Consider the following 16,189-nt stretch of genomic DNA (forward strand, 5'->3'; position numbering starts at 1 on the left):
TTTGGGTCCGATATAAAATAAATTTGAATATCCGTAATTTGCCATAACGGATAATTTTAGTTAAATTTGTTTATAAAATCAAAGATATGAATTTATTCAATTTCACGGCAAATTTTGGTAGCAAAGAGGATTGTAGATTACATTTTAAAGGTGAATGAGATAAAATTGGAGTTGTATGTAAATGCGGTTGCAAAGAGCATTACCGGATAAAAAGCAGATGGAGCTATGAATGCAAACAATGTAGAAGCAGGACTTCTCTAAGAAGCGGAACAACCATGGAAAATTCTAACTTACCATTTTTAATTTGGTATAAAACGATGTTTTTGTTGACAGCCACCAAAAAAGGTTTTTCGAGCAAAGAGATACAAAAGCAATTAAACTTGAAGCGATACGAACCAGTTTGGGCAATGGTTCATAAAATTAGAAAGGCCATGGGGAATCGTGATGCGATTTACACCTTAGAGGGTATGATTGAAATGGATGAAGGTTATTTCACTATAGAATCAACTGAAATAGAGCAAGATAAGGGTGTGAGAGGGCGTGGTGCAGCTGGAAAACAGCATGTTGTAATAATGGCGGAATCGACACCATTAGAAGATATTGAGACTGGGGCAACTTCAAGCCAATGTCGATATTTCAAAGCCAAAGTATTAAGTTCTCACAAAGCTGAACAGATAAACCAAACCATTAAAGAATCAATTGACGAGAAAAGTATAGTATTTACGGATCAAAGTACTTCATATATAGATATTGCAGATTTTGTAGAAATGCACGTCACATATAAATCCAATAAGCAGACAACTGAAGAAAATTTGAAGTGGGTCCACATTATGATAAGTAACGCAAAAAGGAACTTGCTAGGAAATTATCACAAAATAAAAGGCAAATATTTACAGCTCTATTTGAACGAATTTGTTTACAAATTGAACAGAAGATATTTCGGAGACAAGCTGTTCGATAGACTAATTATTGCAAGTATTCAAGCAGTATGATTAATTACGGATATTCAGTAATCTATTTTTTAATGCGGTAGTATCAATAGTTTCGGTAGGCAAACCTAAGCCAACATATAAATATCCAAATACCTTAGGGGGGTTGGTCTACTTTTAAGATTTGTTAAGATTTGATATGAATTAGAATTATCGTAATGACCAGCTAATTCTACTGGAGGCCAAACTATAATATCATAATTGTAGAATTCATCTGATGCAGATAGAATTGTGGTAGATCCATTTATTTTTGAAGGAGTACCATAATAGATTAGTAGCTTTTGGGGCAAAATTTGACCAATTGTAACATAACTAAACAGTAAAAATGAAACAGTTTTTAGTAATTTCATGCTTAAGCTATAGTTTATATACCAAATTAATATTTTAATAAGCAAAAAAAGAACTTCCAATGGGATATTTATTAAGCGGGGAATTTCCTTTTTTTTAAATGGTACATCTATGTCAAAAAACATTTAACCCAAATTAACCCCAATTAATTTAAGTAAACCAAGGTTATTTTGAGTTTCCTGATAGTGTATCAACATGAATTAATTCACAAAAACTGAGTTTTAATATGAGTAAAATCCTAGGTTTTGACATGAACATGGAGCCATATTGTTAATGGGAAAAGCAAATATTGTTTCCTAGTAAACGTATCCTAAATACATACCTTCATGGCTTCTAATTTCGGAATTTGTCTATAGGCATTTCAAAAAAAAGACTGAAATTTTCTAAAAACAAAAAAAAACTTCTTTAAATAAGATACCTTCCCCCTCACTCATTCTTCTTAAAGTTCTCAGCCTGCTCAAAAATCTCAACGTAAACTTCATCACGCTCTACTGGAGGATAGCCAAACTCGTCTAGAAGGAGAATAAGGCCGACTTTTAAGGCTGATTTGATGTCTTCTCGCTTGTTCCAGTCTGGAAATTTGGCTTGTCCTTCTACCAAGTCTTTTACTGCTTTGGCTAGTTCTATAAGCTTATCTTTGGGATAACTAAAGTCATATTTTTTGCAAAGCTCATTCAAGATGTCATAAAAAGCTTTTTCTTCAAAGCTGATACCCATAATTTCCCCAGCTGAAAACTCTTTATGCACCTCCCATATTAAATTTGTAAGCTGTTCGGCCATCTCGTCATACACTTCGCTTTTAAATATGTCGTTTTCATCACGCTGATTGTATTTGTCAACTAGGATTTGCATCTTTTTCGAGAAGTCTACACCTTTTACCTTGTTCACCTTTTTAAACTCACCTATTACTTTTGCAAGCAATTCCTGTAGAAGCTTGATTTTGGTATTGGGTAGTTTAATCTTATCTATTTTAGCCAAATATTCCTCATCAAATATATCTTGTTCGGAAATATTCTCATCTCCCATTTTAAATATCTCCTGCACGCCATCGCTTTGTAAGGCATCCTGTATCATTTCTCTGACTTTTGCATTCATCTGAGCAGTATCGGGAGCATTGCCCTTGGTAAGCTTAAACACAATAGACCGCACAGCTAAGTAAAAATGCGTATAATCACGCTCTTTAGTGCTTAACTTCTCGCTTCCTGAGCAAATATCATAGGCCGCTTTTAAACGCTTCACCAAGCCCATAAATCGGGTTTCTAATTCTTTGGTGGTTTGGATAAACTCCGCAGCTAAATTTAAGGTATTTAACTGTTGAAAGGCCGTACCTTTAAAATATTTGGAGCTATCAAATTTATGAAAAAGCTTCGCCAATAAATCTAAGTGGTTTCGTACTATTACCAGCGACTCCGCTATGTCTTCGAAGTTCTCTTTGTCGCCTTTGTTGTACTTAGCCAAAGCCAGGTTCATTTGCTTCTTTATGCCAATATAGTCTACTACCAAGCCTTTTTCTTTCTCTGCAAACTTTCGGTTTACACGTGAAATCGTTTGAATCAAATTATGTTGCTGAATTGGCTTGTCTATGTAAATGCTATCTAAAAACGGAACGTCAAAGCCCGTTAGCCACATATCCACCACAATGGCAATTTTAAAATTAGATTTGTCTGATTTAAACTGCCTATCTAATTCTTTCCTGTAGTCTTTTGTGCCCAATAACTTATAAAGCGTTTCGTCATCATCTTTATCACGGGTCATTATCATTTTTAACCTTTCTATAGGTTTTATCTCACGTTTTTCCTTCTCCGTAAGCTCCACTCCGTCTTCCGAAACCTTTACCTCATTCCATTCAGGTCTTATTTTTATGATGTTTTTAAAAAGCTCATATGCTATTTCTCGGGTACTACACACAAAAATAGCCTTGCCTTTTATGGTTGCTCCTTCTGACACCCTTTTTTCGTAGTGCTTCACAAAGTCGGTGGCAAGAGCCTCTAAGCGTTCAGGATCACCGATGATAGCGTTCATTTGAGCCATCGTTTTTTTGCTAGCTTCTATTTGATGCTCATTAGTCCCTTCTTTTTCACACGAAGCATAGTACTCCTCAATCTCTTTAAGCTTAGAGTTGTTTAATAATACCTTAGCTGCTCGTCCTTCATATACTATCCGAACCGTAATTTCATCTTTTACGGATTCTGTCATGGTGTAAGCATCTACTATATTGCCAAAAACATCAAGTGTAGCGTCTATCGGTGTACCTGTAAAGCCAACAAAAGTGGCATTGGGCAAAGAATCATGTAGGTATTTGGCAAAACCATAGGTTTTAGTAACGCCTTTCTCTCCAACTTTAACTTTCTGGTCTAAATTTACCTGACTTCTATGTGCTTCATCTGATATACAGATTACATTGGTTCGCTCGGTCAATAGCGAAGTGTCTTCGGTAAACTTGTGAATGGTAGTTAAAAACACACCACCACTTTGACGCCCCTGCAACAGCTCTCTTAACTCGGCTCTGCTTTCTACACTAATCACTAAGCTATCGCCTAAAAACTTCTTCGCATTGGTAAACTGCCCCGACAGTTGGTCGTCTAAGTCAGTACGGTCAGTTATTAAAATTATGGTTGGGCTTTCAAAGTATTCACTTTTCATCAATAGCCGTGTCAGATACAGCATCGTGTAGCTTTTGCCACAGCCTGTGGCTCCAAAATACGTCCCTCCTTTTCCGTCTCCTTTGGGCTTCTGAGCCAGTTTTATACTGTCATAGAGGCTTCGGGCAGCATAGTATTGCGGATATCTACATACGATCTTTTCGTTTTTCTTTGAGCTATCTGGAATATAAATAAAATTTCGGATGATATCTCTTAGCCTATAATGGTTAAACATACCCTGAACCATAGTAAACATACTATCAATTCCATCAACTTCTTTTGCCAATCCTGCCACCCTTCGCCATGCATAGAAAAAATCGTATGAGGCAAAAAACGAACCGGCCTTGTTATTGACACCATCGCTGATTACACAAAAAGCATTGTATTTAAACAATTCAGGAATGTCTCTGCGGTAGCGAACAGTCAGCTGCTTAAAGCCATCGTTAACTGTGGCCTCCTCTCGTATTGCACTTTTAAACTCAAACACAACCAAAGGCAATCCGTTGATATAGACAATACCATCAGGAATTCGTTTTTCTGAACCTACTATTTCAAGCTGAGTTACAAAGCGATAAATATTACTTGACTTAACCTCATATGTATTTTCATCATCGGCAAGCACATGAATTAAACCCTCGGAGTCACCTACTTTTTGTTTTTCTAACCCTTTATAGTCTAACAGTTGGATGTAAATGTCTTTCTGACTTCTATCTTCCCTTTTTAGTATAAAGCCATCCGTAATCATGCTCAGTATGGCCTTATTGCTCTCATAAAGGTCGCTTGCTGGATAAGCCTTTAGCTTTAATACGATTTGCTTTATTTCAATATCCGTAATACCCTCCTCAGCATATTTCTTGCTTAGAAATGCCTTCAGGTCTTTTTCTATCAGTACTTCTCCTTGTGGCAAACCTAGGTCTATGCCTAAAGTATGCTCGTAGGACTCGTTGCCCAATAGTTCTATAAAAGTTTGTTCAAGTTTAGCCTCTGTGAATTTCATTTACAGTTGGTGTTAGCTCTATTTTCCAGTTCATGGCCGACAGTCGGTTCTTTATTACTACTAAAGTAGCAAATATTTCTGATTCTATTGGCAATATTCCATACACCAAATTTCTAAATTGCCCAGAATAAACAGGAGCTAAGGCTTTCCAGACCTCTTCTACATTTCTAAACACCAATGCCTCTACTGGATGATGCTGTAGCCATGCATTATTATTTTTAAAACTCGCCACATCATCTTGTGCCACTCTCATAAGCATTTCCTCAAAAGTGGGAGCGTTAAAAAACTCCGCAAATTCTGTTTGACTTAGCAGCTGGTGCAAATCATACATATGCCTTATTTTACTCTTGAGGTCATCCATAGGTTCGGCCGAATACGAAAAACGTACCAAGCTCATGATTTTCTCACAAAGTGTACGAGTAACCACTAGCACCCTTACCTCAAAAGGCATCAAACCGTTAGATTCGGCCATGGCCTTTTGTCCATTGTTTATCATCATTTCGCCCACATACGAGCTCAAAAGTTTAGTGGTATAGGGCTCAAAATAACCCAACCACGTAGCTTCTACTATTACTACATCTCGCACTTGTCCATAAGCTCCCGTAAACTCTTTTGCATAACTGTGGGCTGTTTTGCGGTTCATTCCCATTTTTTGAGTGACATTGGCGATGTTTGTCTCTGGCATAACCGTAGTAACCACACTGCTGATTTTCTTGATTTTATTGGTGAGTTGATTGTTGGTTTCTCCTTCATGCCTGAGTACTACCAAGTCTATATCTTCTGAAAACCGCTCTATCATATTAAAACACTTCGACAAGGCTGTTCCACCTTTAAATACCGTGTCTTTACCTATCTCATCGTTAAAAATGGTAAACAAAGCGAAAGTCACCCAATAGTCTTTCTCTACATAAATGGCCGGAATCTGCAATTGGTCAGCTGTAAACTGAATTGACTGTCGGAATAAGGTTTTGTTTTCGTGAAGTATCATACGATGTTCCATTTTTCGGCGGTAGCCAGTGCCTTTTCTGCTCCGCTTAGTTTATATTTTGTGATTGGATTCAAAGATTTCATCAATGACGTGAGTATCTGGGTTTCTTGTAGCTCCTCAAGCACAGCACCCAACAATGCCCTAGTGGCAGGAGGATATTTTAAGGCCAACCTCACCAATGTCTCTTTGTCTTTAGTGCTTAACTCTTGCAATATGGCAAGAAAACGCTTACACGAAGCCTCTACACTAGTATCGGGTATTTTTTTGATATACCGAATTGCATCCAGTATTTGGAGCAAGGGAATGTTCTCTTTAGTGATCGTATTTTTTTGTTTGATAAACGAAATACTGTACCTCTCCCTTTTAAAGGCTGGTCTTAGGTCGTTTTTGCCTATCTGAATGGTGTAACTCACTTGGGTAGTAAGGCCAAACTGATTATACATACTGTACCCTGTCAGATAACCCACTAACTTACCGTCGTCTTCTAGTAGGTCTTTGACCACCTGAGCCTGATTGGGCTGCAAGTTGCCAAATGGCGTATTTTCGGGCTTATAATACTTCCCTTTAGACAACTTCTCTATTTTGCCCGAAGCCACTAACCTATTAAGTGCCTTTATAACCGCCTCCTTTTTATTCACCTCAGTCACAAAGTCCGCATAGGTGAACACATACCCCTTCGGAAATCTATCTATCGTAACCGCTATATAATCAGATACTTTCATATTAATATTTGAGCCACAAATATAACAAAATGTCCAGTTTATTATAAAAAAAACTGGACATTTTTATTTATATCTATTTAGAAAAACACTGAAGATTAGCATTTTGTAACACGCAGAAATAGATATTCCGGATTGAAGTGGGCCACATGTTTCTTTTCCTCTAATAGCTTTTGTGTTTTACCAGAAAGCCAAGTACCTAAAAACACAATGTATATTTTACAAATGTAAGATATAACATTTAACACTTCACCTTCATAAAACCCTTACATAAAACACTTTACGCCTCCCGACTTATGTTCTACATTTTACATTCAGGTGCTTTAACTTTTAACAAAACAGACACATAAAAGCACTGCCCTCTAATTTAAAGTTTATAAAAACTTAGTAGAATTAGGAACACCTAATCACAGCCACTTTATAAGTTTCACTAAGTGAATTTCATTATTTAAATTATTCTGACAGTTTATTTATTATCCTTTCCATCCAAAAAGCAAATCGTGGACATTTTTCAATCATTTTCTTTATATCCATTATTTGAAATATTAAATCACCATGGAATGTTTTATCATATTTGAAGATACTTTCAAGTCTTTTTGAAGGAGCTGTTTGTGGTAAATTATTAATATCTTCAGGGTTTGGATAATCAGTCATAATTTGCTCTATCTCTGCTAAACTATCAGGTGAGTCAATAACTAATTCAAATCCAATCATTTCAGAAAACATTAAAGCTTCTAATTCATGTTTCTGGATATATGGTATAAAATCAGGATGGTTATCTAATTCCAGATGAATGGCAGCCTCAATTTCGGATATTTTACTAGAATCACTACTGTAAGAAGGAAAATCAGTGGGTAATTTAAAGAAATCAATAATCGAAGTTACTATTACATTGCCTTGTGCTAATGTTCTGCTAATTTCATTTTTGTATTTCCCATAACTTCCAACTCCTCCTTTCTTATGCTGCTTTCTGTTTGTAGTGATAGTTTGAGCATGTATAGATATATTGAACCCAAGGCCTACTAAATATGGTAAAATTAACTTCTCGACCAGAATTATTTCAGTATCTCCTTCTACTATAAACGCTAGCCTTTTCATCAGACAGAATAAGGTTGAGCTCCAAATTTATTTTGCCCCCAAAGGTCGCCAAGCGTATACTCTTGAAGCCATTCTGTAAAATCTTCATCATGAAGCCTTTCGAATGTTGAGCCTTCGGTAGTTCTGTTGGTTACAATTATATCTTCAGGTGAAAAATTATCAAGCAAATTGACAGATTGTGTAGAAAGTATCACCTGTGATTTTTCGGAGGCGGCACGAACCATGGCGGCCAGTTTATTGATAGCTACTGGATGCAGACCCAACTCTGGCTCATCAATGATAATGGTAGCAGGTGGCTCGGGCTGCATAAGTAATGTGGCCAAACAAATAAACCTTAAAGTGCCATCCGACAGATGATAGGCATTAAAATATCCCTCTGGCTGGCCTTTTTCTCTCCATTCCAACTGTATGTTGTTGGTATTGAGGCGGTCGGGTTCCAAAATAAAACGCTCAAAAAACGGGGCAATAGTTTGCACCATTTTTTCGATGCGTTGGAAATGTTTTGGATGCTTTATTTTTAACAAATACAGGTAAGCCGCCAAATTGGAGGCATCTGGCTTAAGTCGGAAATTGTCATTGATATTAGAAATACCTTTCATAGGCGACGTATCGCTGGTATCATGGAAATGATACACCTCGAACTCTCTCAGTCGCTGATTTACATAATGAGCTTGACTAAAGGCGACATCAGCAAATACTGTTTCCATTGTATTGCTGTCAAATTCTTTATAGTGCCAGGTCGATTTACTTAAAAATGCGGTTTTAAGTGTATTTATGAAAAGGGTATTCTGAATTACTCCAAGTTCTATATAAAATCTGTTCTTATTGGAATCAGAATTCGTAAATTCAATTTCTAATTTAATTAACTGCGTTTTTTTCTTTCCAAAATGCAGAAGACCATCTGCTCCGCCTTTAGAAAGAACAAAGTTTTGAAAATTTTGCCGATGAATATTCTTCACCAACGAAAACACCGACACAAAGTTAGATTTACCCACACCATTGGCACCTAATAGGATATTGATGGGTCCTAGAGCCAGATCCATACTTTTGATGCTTTTATAGCCTTCTATGTTTATTCGGGTAATCATGTTTTGCTGATATTCATGCTAATTTAATACAAAATAGTGCCAAGATTAAAATTTGAATCGAAAAAGGGTCATTTAGTTGTTATATACGTCTATTGTTTTATTCCTCATCCTTATCGTATTCATTCCAATAAAACTCGGCTCCTTCCGCATCTACGGTTTTGTAATACTCAAGCAGTTTAATAAAGAGCTCATCGCCAATCCCATACATAGTTAGCGAGAGAAGCGTATCAAGATAACGCTCAATAACCTGAGTATCTTTATTTTTATTATCTATCATCTGTGTGATCTCCGCATCAATCTTAGGGATATGTGCAGCCAGAGATTCATTAAACGAATGAATAATTTTACTTATATCGGCAAACATTTTATTGCTTTGAAGTCTGTCCATTTATCTATAAATAATCTTAATTAAGAACAAGGTAATCAATATTTTAAAAATGTTTATACTACCTGTTGCTATCAATATTCTTCTTTCACCTTATGAGCATGTTAACATCCAAAATTAACGTTTTCCGAATCCGAGTTAAATAAAAAGTAACTGAATATCAGCCTATTATTAAATTTCCTGAAGTCGATAGCAAATAAGTCCGAATGAAGTTTCAGTTTAAATTATTCCTCATTAAATAATTTCAACTGTTTCTCACTTCTTTCCTTTGCTTTCCTATGTTTTTTACCCTCAGGAGTTTCAATAGGTTTTTCGTTTTCAAAATAGCTATTAACCCGTAGAACATCGTAACTAACTATTTTTTCTACTCCTTCTGAGTCTATTTTTCGTCTAATTTCAAGCAAACAATTGATGGAAGTCCCGTTAACAAATTTTATTTCACCAGATTGAATCATTATCTTATATTCAACAGATTTCATATTAAATGGGATAGATTCACCATTATATATTCCCATCCATTTATATTTTCCTTTTTTCAAGACAGGAGAAATAATTTCTATTATAGCGTTGTCAACTTTAATCGATGGTAAGTCATCTGTAGCAAGGATATATTTTTGGAATTCGTTTCTATTTACCTCCCCCTGTATAATTTCAAAATTACTGTTGGTATGATTAAATGATACCTTAATCACTTTTGGGTATTTTTCAAGAGCTTCATAATAGTTAGATCTCTTTTTTTTTAATAAATTATTAGAGCTTAATGTATCGAGATTTTTTAAGCTTTTTGATTTTAATTCCCTAATTTCTAAATCAAGTTTTTCTTCTTCCTTACTTCTAATACTTTCTTCTTGGGCGATCTTTTCTTTATCTTCAAATATCTTTTCAATGAATTTCTCAGAAAGCTTGCCTAAGGGATTAATGAAAATTTGTGTAGCTATTGATGTAATTACGGCAGTTGTGATTATTGCCTTGGAATTCTCAGTTTTTGACAAAACCTTGAACCACCTTTGCAAACCTCCTTCTGTTAAAGGTGACGTTTCTATAATAACTTCGCATCCAAAATGATTACTAATTTCTTTAATTATACCAAGGAATTCATATTCACATTTGTTTTGCACAAATGCATTCATTTCATGGGAGCTATCACCGAACCAATAATGTAGTTGTATAGTATTCGATGGGTTGAGTAGTAGTAGCATATTTTTCTATTTATTATTTCATTCCACAGTCGCCAACCTCGAAAGCAAGAACTCTTTCAGCTCCGTTAACTTTTGGTTTTCTTTTGTTTTTAAGTGTATTGTTTCAATGACTTTTTTGGATATTTCTTCAAACTTTAAAATAGTTTTATCTGATGGTACTAAAATTGGCATATCTCTTAAAAAACCTAGTGTAACATAATTTTGTGTGCTTCCATTTGGATTTGAAGCAAGATATAATTTCATATAATCGCTCTTTAAATAGAAGAGAATGTATTCGGCTATTTCTTTCCTTTCGGATGTTTTAAATAGCCCTACATTTTTGATTGCAAAATTAACTTCATCATAAAGAACATAATTAACTAGACCAACAGTACCAATCATACTAAACAAAATATCGTATTTATACACCTTACTTCGTTTATTGGTTTGGATGAAATCTTCCTCACTTATATTATATGTTTCCGTTAGTTTTATATCATATAGGTTTAGATGTGTTGAAGTCACTAATGGATAACCATTTTCAGTTGGACTTGGTGAATTGTGAGTGCCATCTTTAATATTTATTATGCTTGATAATCTCTCGTTTTCCCATCCCAACGGAATCTCCTTCCCCAACTCCTCACACCAAACCATTTCTCCACCACTACTTTTATACGGCATCTCGACTCCGCTCGATGTGACATTAGGAAATTCAAAATCCACAAACCACTCCCTATAAATCGCCTGTGCGGTTTCTTCCAGTTTTTGTATCAGTTGCTGATTAAGGGCTATGCGGTTTTGGATTACGTTGTATTCTTTTACTATTTCTTTTTGTTTGTCAGGGGGAGGAATTGGCAATTGTAAATTTTCAAAATCTTCCCATTCCAAACTTCCTCTTACACCTCCAACAGCGTGAAAACAAGCCTCACGGTCAAACTCAGAACGGGTAAACCACATCATTAAATATTCAGGCAAAAGTTCTTTCTCGTTCTTTACTTCAAAAATGGGATAGGCTTGTGAAATAATAGCTTCATCAACTTCTTGCAACAAAGCGACCGGCATTTTTTTATCACGCCTTACTTGCATTGTGCTGCATGCGAATTGATTTTTGCGAATGATTTTATAGTTCTCCATATCCGTTCCAATGATATTCGCAACAGAAGGAATAAACTGTTTTGAAATGCTTAAGCCCAAAAGTTGTGTCACTCGCAAACCCTTGTTTCGTTCATCAACAAGCCTTATATGTTCACCTAAGGTCTTATAATTTGATTTCATAACCCAATTCTTTAAATGTTGTATGAACACGATTACTTGATTTCCCGAATAACAAGATTTCATTTTTTTCGCATTTACCTAATTTTATTATCTTGAACATCTTTTAATCTTTAAAATCGTGTTTAGGACTGACAAGATTTTTATTGTAAACCCTTTTAAAATCAAGACTCTTACCTCCAAAATTGATTAACAAGCCATCTGCAATGTTGTATGCCTCGCAGTAGTTTATGGCTTGTGCTTTGTGTACATCTTCCAGCTTTTCCAGAGCTTTTATTTCGACCATTACTTTCCCTTCAATAAAAAAATCAACTCTTCTCGTTCCAATATTATAACCCTTGTAATGTAGCGGCATTTCTTGCTCCCTTATATGTTCAACACCCTGCATATTTAACTCAATAGACAAGGCTCGTTGATACACTACTTCCTGAAAGCCATTCCCTAAATGTTTATGGACTTCCATTGCACAGCCTATTATTTTGTGTGTAAGTTCGTTGATGTTTTCTACTTTTATCTTGTCCATCATTCAATCAGATAAATCGTGTTCAGATAGTGATTTTGTACCCCAATTCTTCGAAAACCTTCAATAAATCATTTTTACTTTGAGCTTCGGCTTTGAGTAGCTCAACAAATTCCTCTTGCAAGCCTTTCATTTTTTCGTCAAAAGCTATATTCTCATCACGGTTTATAAACTCAATGTATTTACTCGGCACTAGTGAAAAATCCTTCTTTTCTACTTCTTCAAAAGAGGCTGAATAACAGTATTCAGGTATATCTTCATAGTTAATGTTTTCCTGTTGCCAATTATGATAAGTATTAGCTATATCTTTAATCTGATTTTCACTAAACTGAATAAACTTCTTTTCAAATGGCACCCCAATTTGCCTTAAATCCATGAAAAGAATTTCTTTTTCACGGCTTCTATAATTTCGCTGTTCATCTCCAATTTTTCGGATATATGCTTTTTTGTTTTTATTCAAAATCCATATCGTTACGCTTATATTGGTGGTATAAAACATATCTTGAGGCAATACAACTATAGCCTCTACCAAATTATTTTCTATAAGCTTTCTACGTATTTTGTATTCTTCACCACCGCCACTCAAGGCACCATTTGCCAAAATAAAACCCGCCACACCATTATCAGACAGCTTGGCTACCATATTCAAAATCCAACCATAGTTGGCGTTACTTTTAGGAGGCACGTCATATCCCATCCATCGGGGGTCGTCTACCAGCTCATTTTCGGCTCGCCAGTCTTTTTGGTTAAAAGGAGGGTTGGCCATTATATAGTCAGCCTTTAGGTCTTTGTGTTGGTCGTCAGCAAAGGTGTCGGCTGCTTTTTCGCCCAAGTCGCCTGTAATACCACGAATGGCAAGGTTCATTTTTGCCAGTTTGTAGGTGGTGTTGGTGTATTCTTGGCCATAAATAGAAATCTCTTTTTTGTTGCCATGGTGTGCCTCTATAAACTTAATAGACTGCACAAACATACCCCCCGAACCACAAGCTGGGTCATAAATGATACCTTTATACGGCTCGATCATCTCGGCTATGAGGTTTACAATACTCTTAGGTGTGTAAAACTCCCCTTTGCCTTTACCCTCGGCAAGTGCAAACTTCGAAAGAAAATACTCATAGACCTTTCCCACAATATCCTGGGCTTTGTCGTGTAAGGTATCTATGTCATTTATGGTGTCAAGTAGAGAAGCCAGCTTAGAGACATCCAAACCTAGTCGAGAGAAATAGTTGTCGGGCAAAGCCCCCTTTAGAGCCTTATTGTTTTTTTCGATATTGTGCAGGGCCGTGTCTATCTTGAGCGAAATATCGTCTTGCTTGGCGTTTTTGATGATATAGCTCCAACGTGATTCCTCGTCGAGATAAAAAACATTGGCCATATTATAGAAATCGGGCATTTCGATATACTTTTCTTGCCCTTTGGCTATTAATGCTTTGCGATGCTCCTCAAACTTATCACTCGCAAATTTTAAGAATATCAACCCCAATACTACGTGCTTATATTCGGCAGGCTCTACACTTCCACGAAGCTTGTTGGCGGAGTCCCAAAGTGTTTCTTCTATGGATTTTTGTTTTTGTTGTTTGGCCATTGGTATAGTTTTTATCAATTTTTGTAATCAATTGCTATTTTTCTTCAAATTTAACAAAACCTCTATGTATCGAGAACTTTAAATATAATTAATCGAACTAATTGTGAAAGTTCACAGCAAAGACTCTAAAGACCCTCCAGTCTCTTTTTGAGTTTTAAAAGATTATCAGTTTGAAGCATCTGCTCTTCTGAATAACCTTTAAATTCATCAAACTTAATAAATTCCTTAAAACTGCCTTTTACGTCTTCATAGCCCCAAATAGTAAGTCGCCTCAATACTTCTGTAAAAGAAACTAAATCGACATCAGAATTTGCAGTACTTTCAGGATACACCTTTAATGGATTTAATATTTGACAAAAGAGATACATGGCACCACCATTTCTTTCAAATAATAATTTCAATGGAAGGTCGCTTAAAGTGAGATTTAACCCATCAATTGTTATATTTCTTGAGATTTTCGCAAATCCCTCTCCTTTTGAAACAAGCATGAATTTTTTATAAACAGTTGTCGATTCTCCTGCTATTCCAGAAGAAGCATCATACCACGCCAAATGGAAGTCTAAATAGGGTCCTATATGGCTAGTAACATCACAAGAAAATTCGACTTTATCGTATGCAAAATAAATTGAGGGCATGAATCAGTTTTTTTTTAAATTTAGAAAAATTTTCTTTCAGTAAGCCTGTCTGTTAGAAAATAAATCATGAGCCTTATATAATTTTAAACAATTGCTATCATCCGAATAAAATTGAAATTTAGCTAAAATAGGCCTTCAATGGTTTGTTGAGCTGTTTTTTTCAAATTCAGAAAACGCCCCTTTGTTTTTGGGGAACAGGTTCAGTTGTACTATTCTAATTTTCGGATTTTTCGTTGGCCTTTCTTGGCAAATAATTGCCCCTAATCCAACATAGCCGTTCATATTATTTGCTGCCGCTAGAACCGTCGTTGAAAAGCATTCTTTTTGTTTTGTCTAAATATGAATTACTGACATTAATAAGTTGGCTATAAGCACTATCCATCCTTGTGTTTTTATCTTGTTTGAGCTATCCGAGAAAAAATAGGTAGTTTGAAAATTTGGCTTTAATCTTTTGAAAAAAACTCAATTGACCCTCAATATTTATACAACTGTTATATCATTAGGGGTTTATGATCAAAAAGGTTACTGATAAATGAACGAACTTTCCCTTTTTTGGGGTCTTTATCGTTTATCAATCTAACGGCTACAGCGGTGGTTTTTCTTTTTAAGTGAATTATAGAATCACTTATAATGCCCGCATCTTCGAAGTCTATATACTTCTCTTTGTGCTAACGGTCTCATATTTAGCATTTTTATTTTAGCCTTGTATGTCAGCTAGCTCCTCCATAGTTTGTTTCTTACCATTTTTTTATAGCTGACATAACCTTTATCAAAAACATAAATTGTGTTGAGTTGAAAGTTTGGCTATCTGAGAAAACTAATAGCGTTACATGCCACTTCTGAAATATGTATAGTATTAGGTGCTACACCACCCAATAGAAGTTTGGCGTGTATTTTTTAATCCCCCTTTTTTTCGCTCCATTGATACTGTTTCTATCGGCTTCTTTAAATGTTTCACTAAAAGACTGAAAGTACTTGAACCGACTAGTTATATTTAACTAACTCCATCAATATCAGATATTAAGCAGAAGTTTTCATTGTTCAAATACGATACTTAATGCATATACAATTCAATGGCAATACGCTCAAAAACCATATAGCGTCGCAATTGATATTTTCATCGCTTAATGTGCTTCTTACAGAGCTATTTTCAATACCAATACTGTTAGCTTTTAACTTATAAATTGAAGTTTTTTAGATAAGGCATAATAAGAAATTGAACCCATCAAAGGCACCGTAAAACATACAAAACTATGGCTTCTGCGTTGTTAATGTTTTAGAGTATGCCTCTGCCCGCCCTGGTTTCATTTACAACTGCGGTAAAAATATGCGGCGGTATTAATTTTGCAATCTACAAACCAATAGGAACACCAATATAAAATATATTTTTGATTTCGATTTTTTTTCTTTGGTAAACAAAAGTCAAAAAAAATGGCGGATGGCTTACTTTCTGCTTGTTGTATTTTTCCATAAATCAGCAAAAATCTTACATATTCTGTCAGATGACAATAATTTTTTAATTCATAGCTTCAAGAATTAAATGCAACTATTAAACTTGTTTAGAAAATGAATACTTTAGAACCTCAATTTTAACACAACAAATATCATCTCCCGACCAGAATAAACTTTCACCAACCATTTTACGCTACTTATAACCAATACCCCCGAACGCAACTATACTTGGATACATTTTAGCTGTATTAATTTCGTACTTTAGATTATAAAAAATGTATGGTACCCAATAT

At 35.4% G+C, this 16,189-nt stretch carries 12 protein-coding genes and 1 pseudogene; 1 reads left to right on the top strand and 12 read right to left on the bottom strand.

Translation table 11 applies throughout. The features are described from left to right. The first annotated feature begins 86 nt into the window (after positions 1 to 86). Positions 87 to 992, top strand: a pseudogene (locus ACFOOI_RS21575) (IS1595 family transposase). Between the two features lie 65 nt (positions 993 to 1,057). Here the strand turns inward: ACFOOI_RS21575 and ACFOOI_RS21580 are convergent. From ACFOOI_RS21580 to ACFOOI_RS21635, 12 genes are all read right to left on the bottom strand, one after another. Beyond that, positions 1,058 to 1,339, bottom strand: a complete 282-nt coding sequence (locus ACFOOI_RS21580) for a hypothetical protein (RefSeq protein WP_379840255.1) — start codon at positions 1,337 to 1,339, stop codon at positions 1,058 to 1,060. Positions 1,340 to 1,763: 424 nt separating this feature from the next. Then, positions 1,764 to 4,976, bottom strand: coding sequence for a type I restriction endonuclease subunit R (locus tag ACFOOI_RS21585; protein WP_379840256.1), 3,213 nt, complete (start codon positions 4,974 to 4,976; stop codon positions 1,764 to 1,766). Beyond that, positions 4,957 to 5,964 (bottom strand): nucleotidyl transferase AbiEii/AbiGii toxin family protein, encoded by a 1,008-nt coding sequence (locus ACFOOI_RS21590; protein ID WP_379840257.1) that lies wholly within the window; start codon positions 5,962 to 5,964, stop codon positions 4,957 to 4,959. The genes ACFOOI_RS21585 and ACFOOI_RS21590 overlap by 20 nt, the downstream gene beginning before the upstream one ends. Continuing rightward, positions 5,961 to 6,686, bottom strand: coding sequence for a DUF6088 family protein (locus tag ACFOOI_RS21595; RefSeq protein ID WP_379840258.1), 726 nt, complete (start codon positions 6,684 to 6,686; stop codon positions 5,961 to 5,963). The genes ACFOOI_RS21590 and ACFOOI_RS21595 overlap by 4 nt, the downstream gene beginning before the upstream one ends. A gap of 450 nt (positions 6,687 to 7,136) precedes the next feature. After that, positions 7,137 to 7,781 carry a DUF4276 family protein gene (locus tag ACFOOI_RS21600; RefSeq protein ID WP_379840259.1) on the bottom strand — a complete coding sequence of 215 codons (645 nt, stop codon included), beginning with the start codon at positions 7,779 to 7,781 and terminating at the stop codon, positions 7,137 to 7,139. Further along, complete coding sequence (locus tag ACFOOI_RS21605) at positions 7,781 to 8,869, bottom strand: AAA family ATPase (protein ID WP_379840260.1); 1,089 nt, start codon at positions 8,867 to 8,869, stop codon at positions 7,781 to 7,783. Before ACFOOI_RS21605 ends, ACFOOI_RS21600 begins: the two co-directional genes overlap by 1 nt. A 97-nt stretch (positions 8,870 to 8,966) precedes the next feature. Then, positions 8,967 to 9,257, bottom strand: a complete 291-nt coding sequence (locus tag ACFOOI_RS21610; RefSeq protein WP_379840261.1) for a hypothetical protein — start codon at positions 9,255 to 9,257, stop codon at positions 8,967 to 8,969. 221 nt (positions 9,258 to 9,478) lie between these two features. Next, complete coding sequence (locus ACFOOI_RS21615; RefSeq protein WP_379840262.1) at positions 9,479 to 10,453, bottom strand: hypothetical protein; 975 nt, start codon at positions 10,451 to 10,453, stop codon at positions 9,479 to 9,481. An 18-nt stretch (positions 10,454 to 10,471) separates the two neighbouring features. Beyond that, entirely contained in the window at positions 10,472 to 11,707 is a 1,236-nt protein-coding gene (locus ACFOOI_RS21620) for a restriction endonuclease subunit S (protein WP_379840264.1), read from the bottom strand. Between the two features lie 103 nt (positions 11,708 to 11,810). Then, positions 11,811 to 12,227 carry a GxxExxY protein gene (locus tag ACFOOI_RS21625; RefSeq protein ID WP_379840265.1) on the bottom strand — a complete coding sequence of 139 codons (417 nt, stop codon included), beginning with the start codon at positions 12,225 to 12,227 and terminating at the stop codon, positions 11,811 to 11,813. Between the two features lie 22 nt (positions 12,228 to 12,249). Continuing rightward, on the bottom strand, positions 12,250 to 13,809 hold the full coding sequence (locus ACFOOI_RS21630; RefSeq protein ID WP_379840266.1) for a type I restriction-modification system subunit M: 1,560 nt from the start codon (positions 13,807 to 13,809) through the stop codon (positions 12,250 to 12,252). 125 nt (positions 13,810 to 13,934) lie between these two features. Then, positions 13,935 to 14,444 (bottom strand): hypothetical protein, encoded by a 510-nt coding sequence (locus ACFOOI_RS21635; protein WP_379840267.1) that lies wholly within the window; start codon positions 14,442 to 14,444, stop codon positions 13,935 to 13,937. Between the last annotated feature and the right edge of the window lie 1,745 nt (positions 14,445 to 16,189).

Origin of the sequence: Lacihabitans lacunae, assembly GCF_042649125.1 — a bacterium.
In the GTDB taxonomy this organism is placed as follows: domain Bacteria; phylum Bacteroidota; class Bacteroidia; order Cytophagales; family Spirosomataceae; genus Leadbetterella; species Leadbetterella lacunae.